Below are 13,723 nucleotides of genomic sequence, written 5' to 3'. Positions count from 1 at the left end.
CGGTTTTCCCCGACAGCGTTTATTTTGCGTGAACGGCGCGGCGACATGGTTAATCGCCGGTGTCGCCGCGCTTGCGCGCTATCCGCGCCAACAGTTCCGGCGTGAACCTGACGTTAAATCCGCTCCGTCTAGAACGGACTTCAGTGAAGGGGCGGGAATGAAATCATGTCAGTGAAGCGCAAGCGTTTTCGTGTCGAGCAGGCGATGGGCGAGGTGGTGATGCCGGAGCAGGATGTTTCCAGCGGCCCCGATCTCGGTCCGATGCATCGCGAGATCATGGCCGAGCTTCGCTCGATCCGCGCCCAGATGGCCGCAGCACCGGCACAGCGCACCGGCGACAGCGTCGATGCCGCGGTCGCCCGCGAAGTCGCCGAGACCCACGCACTGCTCGAGACCTACCGTGCGCAGGTCGAACAGTGCGAGAAGCTCAAGGTCGAGCTCGACCTGATCCACGACGCGATCAGCCGCACCAAGCGCGAGATCGCCGTGCTGCACGGCAAGAGCTTCAACGGCGAGGAGATGGCCAAGGTCAATGGCGAGCTCGGCGCCGTGGTCGGCGGCACCGAACAGGCCACCCAGCAGATCCTCGAGGCGGTGGAGGCGATCGACCAGGCCGCAACCGCGCTGGCCAACAACGTCACGCCCGACCAGCAAAAGCGGCTCAGCGAAGATATTCAGGAGCGCGTGGTCTCGATCTTCGAGGCCTGCAACTTCCAGGACCTCACCGGCCAGCGCATCAGCAAGGTGATGCAGACGATGAAGTTCATCGAACAGCACATCAACGAGATGATGAACATCTGGGGCGGCGTCGACGCGATCAAGTCCCACGTCCCGGCGATCGTCGACACCCGCGAGGGCGATGCCCGCCTGCTCAACGGTCCGAAGCTCGACGGCGACGCCGGCCACGCCTCGCAGGACGACATCGACGCGATGTTCAACTGAGCGATCGCATCGGCAGAATACAAAACGCCGGCCCTCGGGCCGGCGTTTTTGTTTGAGCCATGGGCCAGCGCTCGCAGCGGGTCACCGGCGATAGACGAACCACGCAAATTGCGGCCACCACATGCAGTTTGTGCCAATTGCGACAATTGGAAAGTTACTGGCAGCTTTGGCATCGCTGACGCATACTGTGCGTGAGGGGAAATTGTCATGCGTATGCCGGGAGCCAACAGGGTGCCGGTTGCATGGGACTTCCGGAGTAAATCCGGTCGTCCCCGCGCGGGGCTTGCACGTCCACTCATCACACAATCGCAGGTTCGCAGCCATTCGCCGTGCGTATCCAACGAGGGCGGACTGCCATCTTTCGCACGCTGCCGAAGCGCGAGGCCGCCTTTTGTAGCTGTGACGATCAGCGGCGGATTTCTTTCATTCGCGCTGATCGCGTACGCCTTGTTATCGGATCACTGATTTTGGGGGGAGCCACTGGAGTACTCAACACTGGAGATTGAACATGACGCAAGGAATTGTCAGGAATACTGCAATTGCGCTCTCGACTTTCGTTTGTGCGACACTGTTCTCCGTCACCTGGTCTGAGCAGGGCGGCATTTCGGCTTCGGTCGAAAGCGCCCAGGCGCGTGTGGGCCGACCGCTGACGCCCGTGAGCGTCGCGGGCGTTGCGCGTCGTCAGACCCGGCGCGCCGCGTACGGATACGGGGTTGGCGCGGGCGTCGCCGCTACGGCAGCTGTCGCTGCGGCTGCCGCTACTGCGCCGGCCTATTCCGGCTGGGGCACAAACGATTGGACCAATTCGTATGCCGCCCAGACGGATCCCTACTTTGGCCAGCCCTACTATCCGGCACGAGCCTACCAAAGGATCAGTCCGTATTACGGCTATGCCGGATGGACGGAGTACAAGGCAGCCAACGGTATCGGCTGCGAGCCTGGCACGATGACGAAAATGTCTGACGGCCGCATGTACGTCTGCCAGTGACGTCGGCGCAACGGCATCGCAGAGGGCGGCTCAACGAGCCGCCCTCTTTCACGATGAAGCAGATCGATCTCACGCGGCGACGGGTCGCGCGCGGCGTTGATCTACGTCAACATCGCCTCCCCCCTTGCCACTGACGATACCTTGGGCCGCATCTGAAGCGGGCTCCATCACCTTCGGTTCACGTGCGATGAGGAGGATCACCATGCGTCGGACGAACATTGTTTCGACCAAGTCAGTGACGTTTGCGGGAATAGCGGCGAGCCTGATGTTGGGGTTTGCAGGCGCCGCTCTCAGTCCAGCACCGGCCAACGCGGTGATCTACTGCACGTATGTCGGTTATCCGGCAGGCTGCGTGGCGCGGGCAGGCGTTGTGCTCAGGCCTCGTCCGGTGGCGCGCGCTGCGGTCCGCCACAATGCGGGCGGCAATTTGAATGGCGGCGTCAATCGGGTTGGCGTGCGGCGATAAGGCCGTGTTTGCGGGTCTCCTTGCCTTCTCCCCTTGTGGGAGAAGGTGGCGCGGACGCAATCCGCGCCGGATGAGGGGTTCTATCCGCGAGCCAGCAAACGAGAGAGGGTCACGCGCGGAGGAAGACCCTCACCCGCTTTGCATCTGACGATGCAATCCGGCCTCTCCCACAAGGGAAGAGGCGCACCGCGCTGTGCGGTCAGGTCAAAGATCGGCCAAAAACTGATTGCTCGCTTTTACGCCCTCGGGGCGCAGCGGACATAGACCATGTTGCCGTAGCGGACCCCGGCGTCCTTGTCGACGAAGCGGGTGATCATGACGCGGCCGTCGAACGAGACGATCTCGCGGTCCTGCTCGCCGGGCGTCGGTCCTGGCGGGCCGATATAGTTCTTGCCGCTCGGGGAACCCTTCAGCCGCAGTTCCTGCGGGGTGGCCTGGTCGGCCAGATGCATGATCACGCCGCCGTTCTGGCCGGCGCCGATCACGTAAGGCTGCTTGCACTGGCCGCGCGCGGCGGCCTCGGTGCGGGCGCGATCGGCGGGATTCTGGAACGAGGCGAGACCCCAGCGGCCGACGATCTCGTCGGCGCGGATGCTCGCGGGCATTTCGGGGGCGACCCCCGGCTCGGCTGGCGCCGGCTCAGGGTTCGACGACAACGACGGCAGGCTCATGCTGCCGCACGCCCCCAAGAGTGTCGTCAGCGCCGAAACAGCCGCGAACCGTGCGACCAATCGCGCGTTGAATGACCTGATCATATGCATCCCCCGACTATGTCCCGGCCGCACCCGTCCCGCAGCCAAGCGTAAAACTTAAGACGGAGCAATGACGTCTGACAAAATTACGTCATCGCTACGATTTGGTTTCTGGTCCACCATCCTATATTGGCCTCACCAAGGCCTTAACCCGTTTGCTTGACAGAAACTGCGCCAAGCCATATTTCCCGGCCCACAATTAGCACTCTTGCACCACGATTGCTAAAAGCGTCGGGCGTCCTGCCCAGCGCCGACCGGGCCGGCATCCAACGCCGGTCCCGATGAACCGGACCTGAAACCGAGCCTCCAAGAGGGAACGTCATGGCTAAATCCACCTTCCGCCCCCTGCACGACCGCGTCGTGGTCAAGCGTATCGATGCCGAGGAGAAATCCAAGGGCGGCATCATCATTCCGGACTCGGCGAAGGAGAAGCCGTCCCAGGGCGAGATCGTCGCCGTCGGCCCGGGTGGCCGCGACGAGGCCGGCAAGCTGATCCCGATCGACCTCAAGGTCGGCGACCGCGTGCTGTTCGGCAAATGGTCGGGCACCGAGGTCAAGCTCGACAACCAGGAGCTCCTGATCATGAAGGAGTCCGACATCATGGGCGTGCTGGCGTAATAAGGCCGGCAATTCCAGAACCCGCCGCACCCTCTAGCTGTCATGCCCGGGCTTGACCCGGGCATCCATCAATCTTCGCAAGATTCTCGCAAGGACGATGGATTGCCGGGTCAAGCCCGGCAACGACGATCGCAGATGCCGGCGCCCGCACCGAAACATTCCAGGAGTTCAAATCAATGGCTGCCAAGGACGTAAAATTCGCCGGAGACGCCCGCGACCGCATGCTGCGCGGTGTCGACGTGCTCGCCAACGCCGTGAAGGTGACGCTCGGCCCCAAGGGCCGCAACGTCGTCATCGAGAAGAGCTTCGGCGCTCCCCGCATCACCAAGGACGGCGTCACCGTCGCCAAGGAGATCGAGCTCGACGACAAGTTCGAGAACATGGGCGCGCAGATGCTGCGCGAGGTTGCTTCCAAGACCAACGACACCGCCGGTGACGGCACCACCACCGCGACCGTGCTGGCGCAGGCCATCGTCCGCGAGGGCGCCAAGTCGGTCGCCGCCGGCATGAACCCGATGGACCTCAAGCGCGGCATCGACACGGCAGTATCGGCCGTGATCAAGGACATCGAGAAGCGCGCCAAGCCGGTCGCCTCCTCGTCCGAAGTCGCCCAGGTCGGCACCATCTCGGCCAATGGCGATGCCGCGATCGGCAAGATGATCGCGCAGGCAATGCAGAAGGTCGGCAACGAGGGCGTGATCACCGTCGAGGAGAACAAGTCGCTCGAGACCGAGGTCGATATCGTCGAGGGCATGAAGTTCGACCGCGGCTACCTCAGCCCCTACTTCATCACCAACGCCGAGAAGATGACTGCCGAACTCGAGGATGCCTACATCCTGCTGCACGAGAAGAAGCTGTCCGGTCTGCAGGCCATGCTGCCGGTGCTGGAAGCCGTGGTGCAGTCGGGCCGTCCGCTCTTGATCCTCGCCGAGGACGTCGAGGGCGAGGCGCTGGCGACCCTGGTCGTCAACCGCCTGCGCGGCGGGCTCAAGGTCGCCGCCGTCAAGGCGCCGGGCTTCGGCGATCGCCGCAAGGCGATGCTGGAGGACATCGCGATCCTGACCGGCGGTCAGCTGATCTCCGACGACCTCGGCATGAAGCTCGAGAACGTCACGGTGAACATGCTCGGCCGCGCCGGCAAGATCGTGATCGACAAGGAGAACACCACGATCGTTAAGGGCGCCGGCAAGAAGAAGGACATCGACGCCCGCGTTGGCCAGATCAAGGCGCAGATCGAGGAGACCACCTCGGACTACGACCGCGAGAAGCTGCAGGAGCGCCTTGCCAAGCTCGCGGGCGGCGTTGCGGTGATCAAGGTCGGCGGTGCGACCGAGGTCGAGGTCAAGGAGAAGAAGGACCGTGTCGAGGACGCGCTGAACGCGACCCGCGCCGCGGTGCAGGAAGGCATCGTGCCCGGCGGCGGCGTCGCGCTGCTGCGCGCCAAGAAGGCGGTCGGCCGGCTCACCAACCCGAATGCCGACGTCCAAGCCGGCATCAACATCGTGCTCAAGGCGCTCGAAGCTCCGGTCCGCCAGATCTCGGAGAACGCCGGTGTCGAGGGCTCGATCGTGGTCGGCAAGATCCTCGAAAACAAGTCGGAGACCTTCGGCTTCGACGCGCAGACCGAGGACTATGTCGACATGGTCGACAAGGGCATCATCGACCCCGCCAAGGTGGTGCGCACCGCCTTGCAGGACGCCTCCTCCGTGGCCGGTCTGCTCGTGACCACCGAGGCCATGGTCGCCGAACTGCCGAAGGACGCAGCGCCGGCAATGCCGGGCGGCGGCGGCATGGGTGGAATGGGCGGCATGGGCGGCTTCTAAGCCTTACCCGCGCAATCCGCATCGCAATCGAAGGCCGCCTCCGGGCGGCCTTTTTTGCAGTTTGATTACGATCGGGGTGCAAGGATCATCTGATGTCCCGCGACGCCAAATCACTGACGTTGACGCTTGTGCTGTTCTACGCGATCGGCGCGTTGCTTGCGTTAGGCACCTATTCCTCGAACAGCATCGATGATTTTGCGGTCGTTCTGACGTTCTGGATCAAGCAAACGTTGACGTTCGCCGTCCTCGGCGCGGGTTATGGCGTCTATTACGTCATTTCCGGTTCTGTCGGTCATCGTCCAAAGGCGCCGCTGCGGTTTCTGGACATCTCGTTTCTGGCCGCTGCCGCCACGCTCGGGGTCGGCATGCTGGTCCGCAGCTGAGCGATCCTTGACGCGACGGCCTGACAGGCTGTTACCCCACGCAAACACCCGGGACCGCGACCTTCTGGAACAGGTGCGGCGAGGCCGTCGCCGAGGCGGGATAGGCCGAGAGCTTGGCCCTGAACTCGGGGTTCATGAAGGCGGCGCGGAAGGCGGCGGTGGATTCCCAGACCGCGTAGTTCAGATAGGCCGGGCTGTCGCCAATCGCGCGGTGCAGCTGGGTCGAGATGAAACCCGGCTGCCGCTTCATGATGGCGGCGTCGTCCTGCCAGGCCTTGAGAAAGGTGTCCTCGTCGGCCGCATCGAGGGTGAAGAGGTTGACGAGCACGACGTTGCTGGCATCGACCGCGAGCTGGCGGTCGATCGGGAAAGCGGGGTCCAGGGGGCGCATCTGCGGCATGGTTGGCTCCGTTCGATATGGTGTTATGATGTCATTTCGCGCTGATGCGATACATATAGATATTGACATTATGATGTCAACACGTTTACATGGTGACAAATGCCTAATGCAAGACGAACGCTGGCGGGCGAAGCCCTGAGCTCCCTGATTCCCGACCTGTTCAGGCTCAACAGCCTGCTGTTCACATCAGGCGACCGGCTGGTGGCCGGGCTCGGGCTGACCAGCGCGCGCTGGCAGATCCTCGGCGCGATCGTCGCCGCCGAGCGCCCACAGCCGGTCGCCTGGCTGGCACGCGACCTTGGCGCGGCCAGACAGAACGTGCAGCGGATCGTCAACGACCTCGAACGGGACGGGCTCGTCGCCTTCGAGACCAACCCGCATCACCGCCGTGCCCAGCTCGTGGTGCTGACCGCCAAGGGGCGGCAAAGCTTCGACGCGGCCATGCGCCTGCAGCTGCCCTGGGTGAACGGCCTCGCCGACGGGCTGTCGATGAAGGACCTCGAAACCGTGAGCCGGGTCGTGACGGTGCTGCGCGGCCGGCTGGAGAGCGGCGAGGAACCTGACCAACGCACATGACCGCGATCGCGGCGCGAGGCCGCCGTTAGGCGGCCTTCTTTTTTGGCCAATGACATGGAGGTTTGCTAGTTACGACGGAACCGATTCTGCCCTTCGAGGACTTATCGTATGCGCGCGCTCCCGCTCCTGCTGCTCGGCCTTGCTGTCGCCTCGGCGCCTGCTTTCGCCCAGATGAAGCTGCAATCGAAGGCGGCGCCCGCCAGCGGCCCCGAGACGCGCTATTTCACCTCGATCGACGGCCTGATGGACGGCAATGCCGACGTCGTCCTGAAGGAAACCCGCCAGGGCAAGACCGTGACCGCGGCCGTGCTCGACGTCTGCTATCCCGCCGACAAGAGCTCCGACCGCAAAGACCGCTTCGTCGCCAACTTGACCGTCAGCGGCCAGACGCTTTCCGGCACCGCCCAGAGCGTCGCCGACAAGCAGCCGGTCACCGTCAAACTGAACCGCAAGCAAACCGGCGACGGCTTTGAGTTCCGCGGCCAGATCACGATCGGCCAGACCGTGACCGAGGTCGCCTCGACGGACAATTCCGATCTCAGCGAGAAGGAATTCCAGGACAACCAGGCCACCGAGGACGGCATCACTCCGCAGCCGAAGGATTTCACCGACGTTTCGCCGGAATCGATCGGTGTGCGGGTGAAGCTCGATGCGGCGGCGGATTTCCTCAAGAGCCTGAAGGGCGAGGCCGTCGAGATCGGCACCTCCAGCCTCGCGGTGACCTGCGATGCGATGCGCTCCGGCGAGCAGACCATCAACCTCACCGTCGATCCCGAGCGCGCCGGCGCGCTGCTCGCCAAGGCGAAATCGGCGCCCGGCGTCACCGCTGCCGGCTGGACCAGCGGCGTGGTCGAGATGGACCGCACCATCCGCTTTGCCGCCGCCGATTGGCGCGAGGGCGACAAGATCAACAAGGACAAGCTGGCATCGGCGATCGCGGGCGTGCTGGCGAAGACGCTTGCCGCAAAGCCCGGCTCGGCGACATGGAACGCGAACACCGGCAAGCTCAAGCTGGTGCTGAAGCGGCCCAGCACGATCTACCCGGCACTCGGCCTCACCCAGAATTACGAGGTCACTGCCCTGGTCTCGCCCGACAAGCCCGGAAGCTCTGACCGGCTGATGCTGTGGGTCTCGAGCCCCACCGTCTCGACATCGGACGACAGCGCCGGCGCCAAGCTGAACCTGTCCGACGATTCCAGCAGCGACGAGGAAGGCAGCGAGACCAGGGACGACAATGGCGCGATCGACGCGCTGCTCAAGGAATTCAAGGGCCAGCGCTGGGACGCCGACAAGTCGGTGTGGCGGTAAGGCCGCCGCTCTCCTGATTAGGCAGCCCTCGTCTTCAGCAGCACGACGTTGTCGCGCACCGGCTGTGGAGCTGCGTCCGGGCCGGACTGAAGCATCCCGTCGCTTCTGACGAACAATTCGGAACGAGGATCGGTCGCGGCACGATCGAGCAACGCCCGCAGCTCGGGACGAAGCCCGTCACCGCGCAGCGCGGCGATCGCATCGAAGTTGCGCATGATGGTCTCCTGTGTGATCGCGAACAGGTTTTCGCGAGCGTGTTGCGCGGGCCACCCGCTTCCCGATAGCGCGACGACGTTCGAGAAGCGGCGCTAAGCGCCATATCGACAAAGCGGAATCTCGTCCGAAAGCCGGCTGCACGCCCGATCTGGAATCGGGTGGTCCGACACGCGTCTCAAAATGCCTAATGCGCGCATCGACACAACGCCGGTCGCGATGCCGGCAACATGCAAATGGAGACGAAGAGATGTCAGAGGAAAACAAGAAGGTTGTAGGCCGCTGGTTCGAGGGCTTTTGGGGAAACCCGTGGAATCCGCGCATCATCGAAGAGCTCGCGACGCCAGACATTGTCGTGCACTACCCGATGCATGAACCGAAGAAGGGCCGCGCCGCGGTCACGCAATTCATCACCGAGTTTCGCGAGGCGTTTCCGGATCTGAATTTCTGGGGCGTCGGCGATCTCGTCGCGGAAGGCGACCTCGTGGTCGGCCGCTGGGAAGGCGGCGGCACCCACACCGGGCCTGCGTTCAGCGACTTCCGGCTCGGCTCGCTGCCGGCGGCCTCCGGACGCAAGATGACGTTCGCCGGCACCACCGTGCTACGCGTGCGGGACGGACGGATCGCCGAGGAGCTCGGCCAGGAAGATGCGCTGACCGCCATGTTTCAGCTCGGCCTCATTCGCTTGCCTGAACAGAGCGGCTACGCCGGTTGACCGGCGGCTTCATCGACGATCGCATCACGGCTACCCGAACGCACGTTTCGTGCGTTCGGGTAACGCAATCGAACAGCTCAGTGAAATCGAAGCTCTCTAACGCGCAGGCTCGCTGGACAGATTCCAATGTAGCCGCGCCCGCACGGCATCTCGCGAGGCGGTGCCGGCGGATTCTCTCCACAGCAACTCAGTATCAAGCCGGAAAGATCAGGCACGTCGTCGTGCCGTGCGCGAGCAATCTTCCCTTCCCGTCGGTGACCCTGCCTTCGGCGGTGCCGATGCGGCGGCCGCAATTGAGCACCTGGCCCTCGGCCCTGATCGGACCAGTGTCGGGCGTGATCGGACGCACCAGCGAGATCTTGAACTCGAGAGTTGTCTGGCTGGTGCCGGCATCAAGCGTCGACTGCACCGCAAGCCCCATGCAGCTATCGAGCAGCGTCGCGGTGAGGCCGCCATGCACGGTGCCTGCCGGATTGAGATGCGCGTCGGTCGGCACCAGCGTGACGACGACGCGGCCGCGCTCGGCTTCGGTGACGTCATAACCGAGTGTCCGCGCGATCGTGTTGAGCGGCAATGCGCCGCTGGCGAGGCCCTGCACGAATGCGAGGCCGCTCATCTTAAGCTTCTGTTCCGCACTGACGGTGCCGTAGCTCTTGGCCATTGCCGATCTCCATCGGGGTTTATTGCATCGCGACGGTTGGCCGCTTGCGCCGCAGCGACGCGGCGGAGCGACCGTAGAGTTTTGCGAATGCGGCATTCATGCGCCGCGCGCTGGAGAAGCCGGCGTGCCGCGCCACCAACGCAAGCGGCAGCTCGCTGCCGTCGATCAGGCGCTTGGCGCGCTGCACGCGCAGCGACAGCGCGACCTGGAGCGGCGAGGCATCGAGATGCTCGGCGAACAGACGCGACAGATGCCGCGCGCCGACGCCGAGCCGCACCGCCAACGCTTCGACATTGCCGCGGTCGAGCGCGCCTTCCTCGATCAGCGCCAGGGCGCGCTCGACGGTCGTCCTGGTGCCTTTCCAGGCCGGGCAGAACGGCGCCGCCTCGGGACGGCAGCGCAGGCAGGGCCTGAAGCCAGCACGCTCGGCCGACGCCGCGCTGCCATAGAACCGCACATTGCGCGCGAGCGGCGTGCGCGCCCGGCAGACCGGGCGGCAATACACGCCGGTGGTCTTGACCGCGACGAACACGACGCCGTCCCAGGCCGGGTCGCGGCGCTGAAAGGCTGCATATTGTGCGGCGAAATCGAGCATGCGACCGCTATAGCCCCGCCCGCGCGCCGCGACGACCCGCTTTGCGGAGACGACGTCCGGAAACGACCGCTGCATGCGGAAGATACCCGGGCATCTACGGGGGCCTGCGACCAAAAGACTTCGTGCCGCCGCAGTTCGGTCACCGAAAATTAAGGCTCGATTTAGTTTCGAGGATCATGCTTCGCGCCATCGAACACAGGTCACGCCATGCAAGACCGCGAGCCGATCAACGCTGCGAGCATCTGGCCGACAGATGTGACGGAGGGTCATTCGCCGGCACAGACGGCGGACCTCTGGGATGTCACCGGCGAGAACCACGACGCCGCCCTGCTGCTGCGGGAGCCGTTTGCCGACCGCATCGGCACCGCGCTCCTGGCAGCGACCGCACTCGCCGCAAGCTTCGTACTGGGATGGACCGGCGGAGCCAACTGGCACGACCTTGCAGCTCCCGCCCCGGTCCCGGTGGCCCAGAAGGAAGCGCCGGCCCCGCACATTGCGGAGGTGGCGCCGAGCCGAAAGGAGAGCCCGCGCCGGGCCGCGTCCAACGCCGACCCCCTCGTCACCGGCAGCATTCCGAGGACCGCGCTGGCCAGCCCGCGCCCGCTCGCCCTGGGCGCCGCGCCGACGACCTTGAATGCACAGGCCGCCGCATTGGGGCCGAAGCAGCCGCCGGCGGCGGCGCCGGAAACGCGGCCGAGCACCATCCCGGGATGGTCGGTGGTCGAAGTCCGCGACGGCACCGCCGTGCTCGAGGGGCCGGAGGGCGTCAAGATGGCCGCGCGCGGCGACGTCGTGCCCGGCCTTGGACGGGTCGATTCCATCGTGCGCTGGGGCAACCGCTGGATCGTTGCCACCGCGAGCGGGTTGGTCGCAACGCCCTGAGCGTTTTGTCTTGACGCGTTTCCTTGACGCGAACCGCCGTCTGCTTCGCTCGATAACGCTTTAGTTGCTGTTGATCACGAAACGCAGCGACTTGCTGCCGGTGAAGGTCACCTCGTCACCGTGCCGCCGCCAGCTCGTCACGTCGCCGAGCGCCGCCAGCAGATCCTTGTCCGCTTGCGCCCGCTCCGGCGTGCAGGTGCGATTCTCCATCGCGCCGGGAACGAAGACGATGGTGTTGCCGGCCACCGAGAACTGGCCCTTGCCGCCGTCGCACCACAGCTCGAGGATCACCTCGCCATTGTCGCCGACCTCGATCGAAGGAATCCGCTTGGAGCCCGGCATGCGCGCGGCATCGAGCGTCATCACGAAGCCGAACGGGAATTCCTCCTGGGCCCGCGCCGCATCCGCGCCGAGAGTCGCGGCAACCAGCGTCAACGCGGCGATGCCGCCGTTCCAATTTCGCCTCATCGAAATCATGCCAATCCTCGAAATGCGACGCGCAACTGCGGGCCCCTTCTATGGGAACAGCACTCGATTGGCCAGATTGGCATCGCCGGAAAATGGGCTTGAAAAGCAAATCCCCGCGAGCCGTTCGCCCGCGGGGATCCCTGGTTCGACGGACACGTCGTGGCGCTATTTCAGCACCATCGTCGTGAACGGATAGACATAGGCCTGCAGGGTCACGAACAGGCCGACCAGACACGCCAGCACGATCGAGTGCAGGAACACGTAGCGCAGGATCGAGCCCTCGTGGCCGTACCAGTTGGTCGCGGTCGAGGCGACCACGATCGATTGCGCGTCGATCATCTTGCCCATCACGCCGCCCGAGGAGTTCGCCGCCGCCATCAGGATCGGCGACAGGCCGAGCTGCTCGGAGGTGATCTTCTGCAGATTGCCGAACAGCACGTTCGACGCGGTATCCGATCCGGTCAGCGCCACGCCCAGCCAGCCGAGCAAGGTGCCGAAGAACGGATAGAGCACGCCGGTCGCCGCGAAGGCGAGGCCGAGCGTGGCGTCGACGCCGGACAGCCGGGTCAGCGTGCCGATCGCCAGCATCGCCGAGATCGTGATCAGCGAGATCGCGCAGATGCGGATGGTACGGCCATACTCGGCGATCAGCTTGAGCGGCGAGAAGCCCATCAACAAACCCGAGATGATCGCGGCGATCAGCATGCCGGTGCCGGTGAACGACAGATAGGTGAAGCCGAACACGGCGCCTTCCGGCGTCGGCTTGGCGGCCACCGGCGGCACCTTGAAGATCAGCTTGTCGAGCTCGGGGACCGGATAGTTCCAGACGAAGTTGGCGTTCGCCCAAGCCTTGAAGGCACCGTTGCCCCAGATCAGCATCAGGATGCAGACGATGATCCACGGCAGCAGCGCGCTCCACATTTCGCCCTGGGTCAGCGGCGTCTTGTCGAGCGGCGGTGCGGCGGCCATCGTCGCCGCCGATTCATCGCGGCCGCGCAGCGCCGGCGACAGCCAGAGCTGCCGCGGCTGCCAGACCTTCAGGAACAGGATCAGCGCGCCCATCGAGATCAGCGAGGCGCCGATGTCGACGATCCAGGGGTTGATGTAGTTCGAGATCACGAATTGCGGGACCGCAAACGACACGCCGGTGACCAGGATCGCCGGCCACACCTCCTTCATGCCGCGCCAGCCGGCAAACGCCCACACCACCCAGAACGGCACGATCAGCGAGAACAGCGGCAGCTGCCGGCCGACCATCGCGCCGAGGATATAGGGGTCGAGCCCGGTGACCGAGGCGAGGCCCTGGATCGGCGTGCCGAGCGCACCGTAGGCAACGGGTGCCGTGTTGGCGATCAGCGACAGGCCGGAAGCGGCGAGCGGCGAGAAGCCGAGCCCGATCAGCACCGCGCCGGTGATCGCGACCGGCGTGCCGAAGCCCGAGGCGCCCTCGAAGAAGGCGCCGAACGAGAACGCGATCAACAGCAGCTGCAACCGCCGGTCCTCGGTGACGCCGCCGACCGCGCGCTTGAGCAGCTCGAACTTCCCGCACCTCACCGTGACCTGGTAGAGGAAGATGACGTTGAGCACGATCCAGCCGATCGGGAAGAACCCGGTGATCACGCCGAGCAGGGTGGCGCGGATCGACATGTTGGCCGGCATGGTGAAGACGAAGATCGTGATCAGGTTGGTCACGATCACGGCGATGATGGCCGCAATGTGCGCCTTCACCTTGCCGCTGGCGATCAGCACCAGCAGCGTGACCACGGGAATGGCAGCCGCGACCGTCGACAGCGCCGCATTGCCCAGCGGGTTGTAGATTTGATTCCAGGTGTTCATCTCGGGATCCTTCCCACATTTTTATGCAGCGCGCCGGCCTGCATGCGGGCAGGCGCGACTGGTGCGATTGCGGGAGTCCGTCGGAAAAGCTGCAGCC

17 protein-coding genes are annotated in these 13,723 nt (G+C 64.8%); 10 read left to right on the top strand and 7 right to left on the bottom strand.

The features are described from left to right. Positions 1-165: 165 nt before the first annotated feature. From QA639_RS07325 to QA639_RS07315, 3 genes are all read left to right on the top strand, one after another. Positions 166-942, top strand: coding sequence for a protein phosphatase CheZ (locus QA639_RS07325; RefSeq protein ID WP_157344565.1), 777 nt, complete (start codon positions 166-168; stop codon positions 940-942). Positions 943-1,450: 508 nt separating this feature from the next. Further along, on the top strand, positions 1,451-1,930 hold the full coding sequence (locus QA639_RS07320; RefSeq protein WP_244978569.1) for a hypothetical protein: 480 nt from the start codon (positions 1,451-1,453) through the stop codon (positions 1,928-1,930). 187 nt (positions 1,931-2,117) lie between these two features. Further along, a complete protein-coding gene (locus QA639_RS07315) occupies positions 2,118-2,396 on the top strand; it encodes a hypothetical protein (RefSeq protein WP_244978575.1) in 279 nt (92 codons plus the stop codon). A 236-nt stretch (positions 2,397-2,632) separates the two neighbouring features. Here the strand turns inward: QA639_RS07315 and QA639_RS07310 are convergent, their stop codons facing one another. Further along, positions 2,633-3,151 carry a hypothetical protein gene (locus tag QA639_RS07310; protein WP_026192247.1) on the bottom strand — a complete coding sequence of 173 codons (519 nt, stop codon included), beginning with the start codon at positions 3,149-3,151 and terminating at the stop codon, positions 2,633-2,635. A gap of 318 nt (positions 3,152-3,469) precedes the next feature. Here QA639_RS07310 and QA639_RS07305 point away from each other — a divergent pair, with 318 nt between their 5' ends. The 3 genes from QA639_RS07305 to QA639_RS07295 all read left to right on the top strand — a co-directional run bounded on the left by QA639_RS07305 (position 3,470) and on the right by QA639_RS07295 (position 5,972). Continuing rightward, on the top strand, positions 3,470-3,766 hold the full coding sequence (locus QA639_RS07305; RefSeq protein ID WP_018269780.1) for a co-chaperone GroES: 297 nt from the start codon (positions 3,470-3,472) through the stop codon (positions 3,764-3,766). Between the two features lie 176 nt (positions 3,767-3,942). Continuing rightward, entirely contained in the window at positions 3,943-5,589 is a 1,647-nt protein-coding gene (gene groL / locus QA639_RS07300) for a chaperonin GroEL (protein WP_050384228.1), read from the top strand. 92 nt (positions 5,590-5,681) lie between these two features. After that, the gene (locus tag QA639_RS07295; RefSeq protein WP_028333028.1) at positions 5,682-5,972 is read left to right on the top strand and encodes a hypothetical protein; all 291 of its coding nucleotides are present in this window, start codon (positions 5,682-5,684) and stop codon (positions 5,970-5,972) included. A gap of 31 nt (positions 5,973-6,003) precedes the next feature. On the opposite strand, the gene QA639_RS07290 is transcribed toward QA639_RS07295, so the two are convergent. Next, on the bottom strand, positions 6,004-6,372 hold the full coding sequence (locus QA639_RS07290) for an antibiotic biosynthesis monooxygenase family protein (RefSeq protein WP_283089449.1): 369 nt from the start codon (positions 6,370-6,372) through the stop codon (positions 6,004-6,006). A 99-nt stretch (positions 6,373-6,471) separates the two neighbouring features. Between QA639_RS07290 and QA639_RS07285 the strand changes: the two genes are divergently transcribed. Beyond that, a complete protein-coding gene (locus QA639_RS07285; RefSeq protein WP_283089448.1) occupies positions 6,472-6,948 on the top strand; it encodes a MarR family winged helix-turn-helix transcriptional regulator in 477 nt (158 codons plus the stop codon). A 108-nt stretch (positions 6,949-7,056) separates the two neighbouring features. After that, on the top strand, positions 7,057-8,256 hold the full coding sequence (locus QA639_RS07280; protein WP_283089447.1) for a hypothetical protein: 1,200 nt from the start codon (positions 7,057-7,059) through the stop codon (positions 8,254-8,256). A 17-nt stretch (positions 8,257-8,273) separates the two neighbouring features. Here the strand turns inward: QA639_RS07280 and QA639_RS07275 are convergent, their stop codons facing one another. Then, positions 8,274-8,471, bottom strand: a complete 198-nt coding sequence (locus QA639_RS07275) for a hypothetical protein (RefSeq protein ID WP_028333024.1) — start codon at positions 8,469-8,471, stop codon at positions 8,274-8,276. 248 nt (positions 8,472-8,719) lie between these two features. Here QA639_RS07275 and QA639_RS07270 point away from each other — a divergent pair, with 248 nt between their 5' ends. Then, a complete protein-coding gene (locus tag QA639_RS07270) occupies positions 8,720-9,184 on the top strand; it encodes an ester cyclase (RefSeq protein ID WP_028333023.1) in 465 nt (154 codons plus the stop codon). A gap of 193 nt (positions 9,185-9,377) precedes the next feature. On the opposite strand, the gene QA639_RS07265 is transcribed toward QA639_RS07270, so the two are convergent. After that, on the bottom strand, positions 9,378-9,845 hold the full coding sequence (locus QA639_RS07265; RefSeq protein WP_028333022.1) for a PaaI family thioesterase: 468 nt from the start codon (positions 9,843-9,845) through the stop codon (positions 9,378-9,380). Between the two features lie 19 nt (positions 9,846-9,864). Further along, on the bottom strand, positions 9,865-10,440 hold the full coding sequence (locus QA639_RS07260) for a bifunctional transcriptional activator/DNA repair enzyme AdaA (RefSeq protein WP_050384269.1): 576 nt from the start codon (positions 10,438-10,440) through the stop codon (positions 9,865-9,867). Between the two features lie 255 nt (positions 10,441-10,695). On the opposite strand from QA639_RS07260, the gene QA639_RS07255 reads away from it, so the two are divergent. Then, the gene (locus tag QA639_RS07255; RefSeq protein WP_283089446.1) at positions 10,696-11,322 is read left to right on the top strand and encodes a hypothetical protein; all 627 of its coding nucleotides are present in this window, start codon (positions 10,696-10,698) and stop codon (positions 11,320-11,322) included. A gap of 60 nt (positions 11,323-11,382) precedes the next feature. On the opposite strand, the gene QA639_RS07250 is transcribed toward QA639_RS07255, so the two are convergent. Next, entirely contained in the window at positions 11,383-11,799 is a 417-nt protein-coding gene (locus tag QA639_RS07250; protein ID WP_028333019.1) for an META domain-containing protein, read from the bottom strand. A 156-nt stretch (positions 11,800-11,955) separates the two neighbouring features. Then, on the bottom strand, positions 11,956-13,626 hold the full coding sequence (locus QA639_RS07245) for an L-lactate permease (RefSeq protein WP_028333018.1): 1,671 nt from the start codon (positions 13,624-13,626) through the stop codon (positions 11,956-11,958). Positions 13,627-13,723 lie beyond the last annotated feature (97 nt).

The sequence above is a fragment of the Bradyrhizobium pachyrhizi genome (assembly GCF_029714545.1).
Classification (GTDB): Bacteria; Pseudomonadota; Alphaproteobacteria; order Rhizobiales; family Xanthobacteraceae; genus Bradyrhizobium; species Bradyrhizobium pachyrhizi.
The sequence above is the reverse complement of the archived record's forward strand: the minus strand, read 5'-3'. Positions and strand labels throughout refer to the sequence as shown.

What these genes read in the sequence shown, in the direction of transcription:
- QA639_RS07325 (WP_157344565.1), top strand. Translation starts at nt 166, where the DNA reads ATGTCAGTGAAGCGCAAGCGTTTTCGTGTCGAGCAGGCGATGGGCGAG.
- QA639_RS07320 (WP_244978569.1), top strand. Translation starts at nt 1,451, where the DNA reads ATGACGCAAGGAATTGTCAGGAATACTGCAATTGCGCTCTCGACTTTC.
- QA639_RS07315 (WP_244978575.1), top strand. Translation starts at nt 2,118, where the DNA reads ATGAGGAGGATCACCATGCGTCGGACGAACATTGTTTCGACCAAGTCA.
- QA639_RS07310 (WP_026192247.1), bottom strand. Translation starts at nt 3,151, where the DNA reads ATGATCAGGTCATTCAACGCGCGATTGGTCGCACGGTTCGCGGCTGTT.
- QA639_RS07305 (WP_018269780.1), top strand. Translation starts at nt 3,470, where the DNA reads ATGGCTAAATCCACCTTCCGCCCCCTGCACGACCGCGTCGTGGTCAAG.
- groL (WP_050384228.1), top strand. Translation starts at nt 3,943, where the DNA reads ATGGCTGCCAAGGACGTAAAATTCGCCGGAGACGCCCGCGACCGCATG.
- QA639_RS07295 (WP_028333028.1), top strand. Translation starts at nt 5,682, where the DNA reads ATGTCCCGCGACGCCAAATCACTGACGTTGACGCTTGTGCTGTTCTAC.
- QA639_RS07290 (WP_283089449.1), bottom strand. Translation starts at nt 6,372, where the DNA reads ATGCCGCAGATGCGCCCCCTGGACCCCGCTTTCCCGATCGACCGCCAG.
- QA639_RS07285 (WP_283089448.1), top strand. Translation starts at nt 6,472, where the DNA reads ATGCCTAATGCAAGACGAACGCTGGCGGGCGAAGCCCTGAGCTCCCTG.
- QA639_RS07280 (WP_283089447.1), top strand. Translation starts at nt 7,057, where the DNA reads ATGCGCGCGCTCCCGCTCCTGCTGCTCGGCCTTGCTGTCGCCTCGGCG.
- QA639_RS07275 (WP_028333024.1), bottom strand. Translation starts at nt 8,471, where the DNA reads ATGCGCAACTTCGATGCGATCGCCGCGCTGCGCGGTGACGGGCTTCGT.
- QA639_RS07270 (WP_028333023.1), top strand. Translation starts at nt 8,720, where the DNA reads ATGTCAGAGGAAAACAAGAAGGTTGTAGGCCGCTGGTTCGAGGGCTTT.
- QA639_RS07265 (WP_028333022.1), bottom strand. Translation starts at nt 9,845, where the DNA reads ATGGCCAAGAGCTACGGCACCGTCAGTGCGGAACAGAAGCTTAAGATG.
- QA639_RS07260 (WP_050384269.1), bottom strand. Translation starts at nt 10,440, where the DNA reads ATGCTCGATTTCGCCGCACAATATGCAGCCTTTCAGCGCCGCGACCCG.
- QA639_RS07250 (WP_028333019.1), bottom strand. Translation starts at nt 11,799, where the DNA reads ATGATTTCGATGAGGCGAAATTGGAACGGCGGCATCGCCGCGTTGACG.
- QA639_RS07245 (WP_028333018.1), bottom strand. Translation starts at nt 13,626, where the DNA reads ATGAACACCTGGAATCAAATCTACAACCCGCTGGGCAATGCGGCGCTG.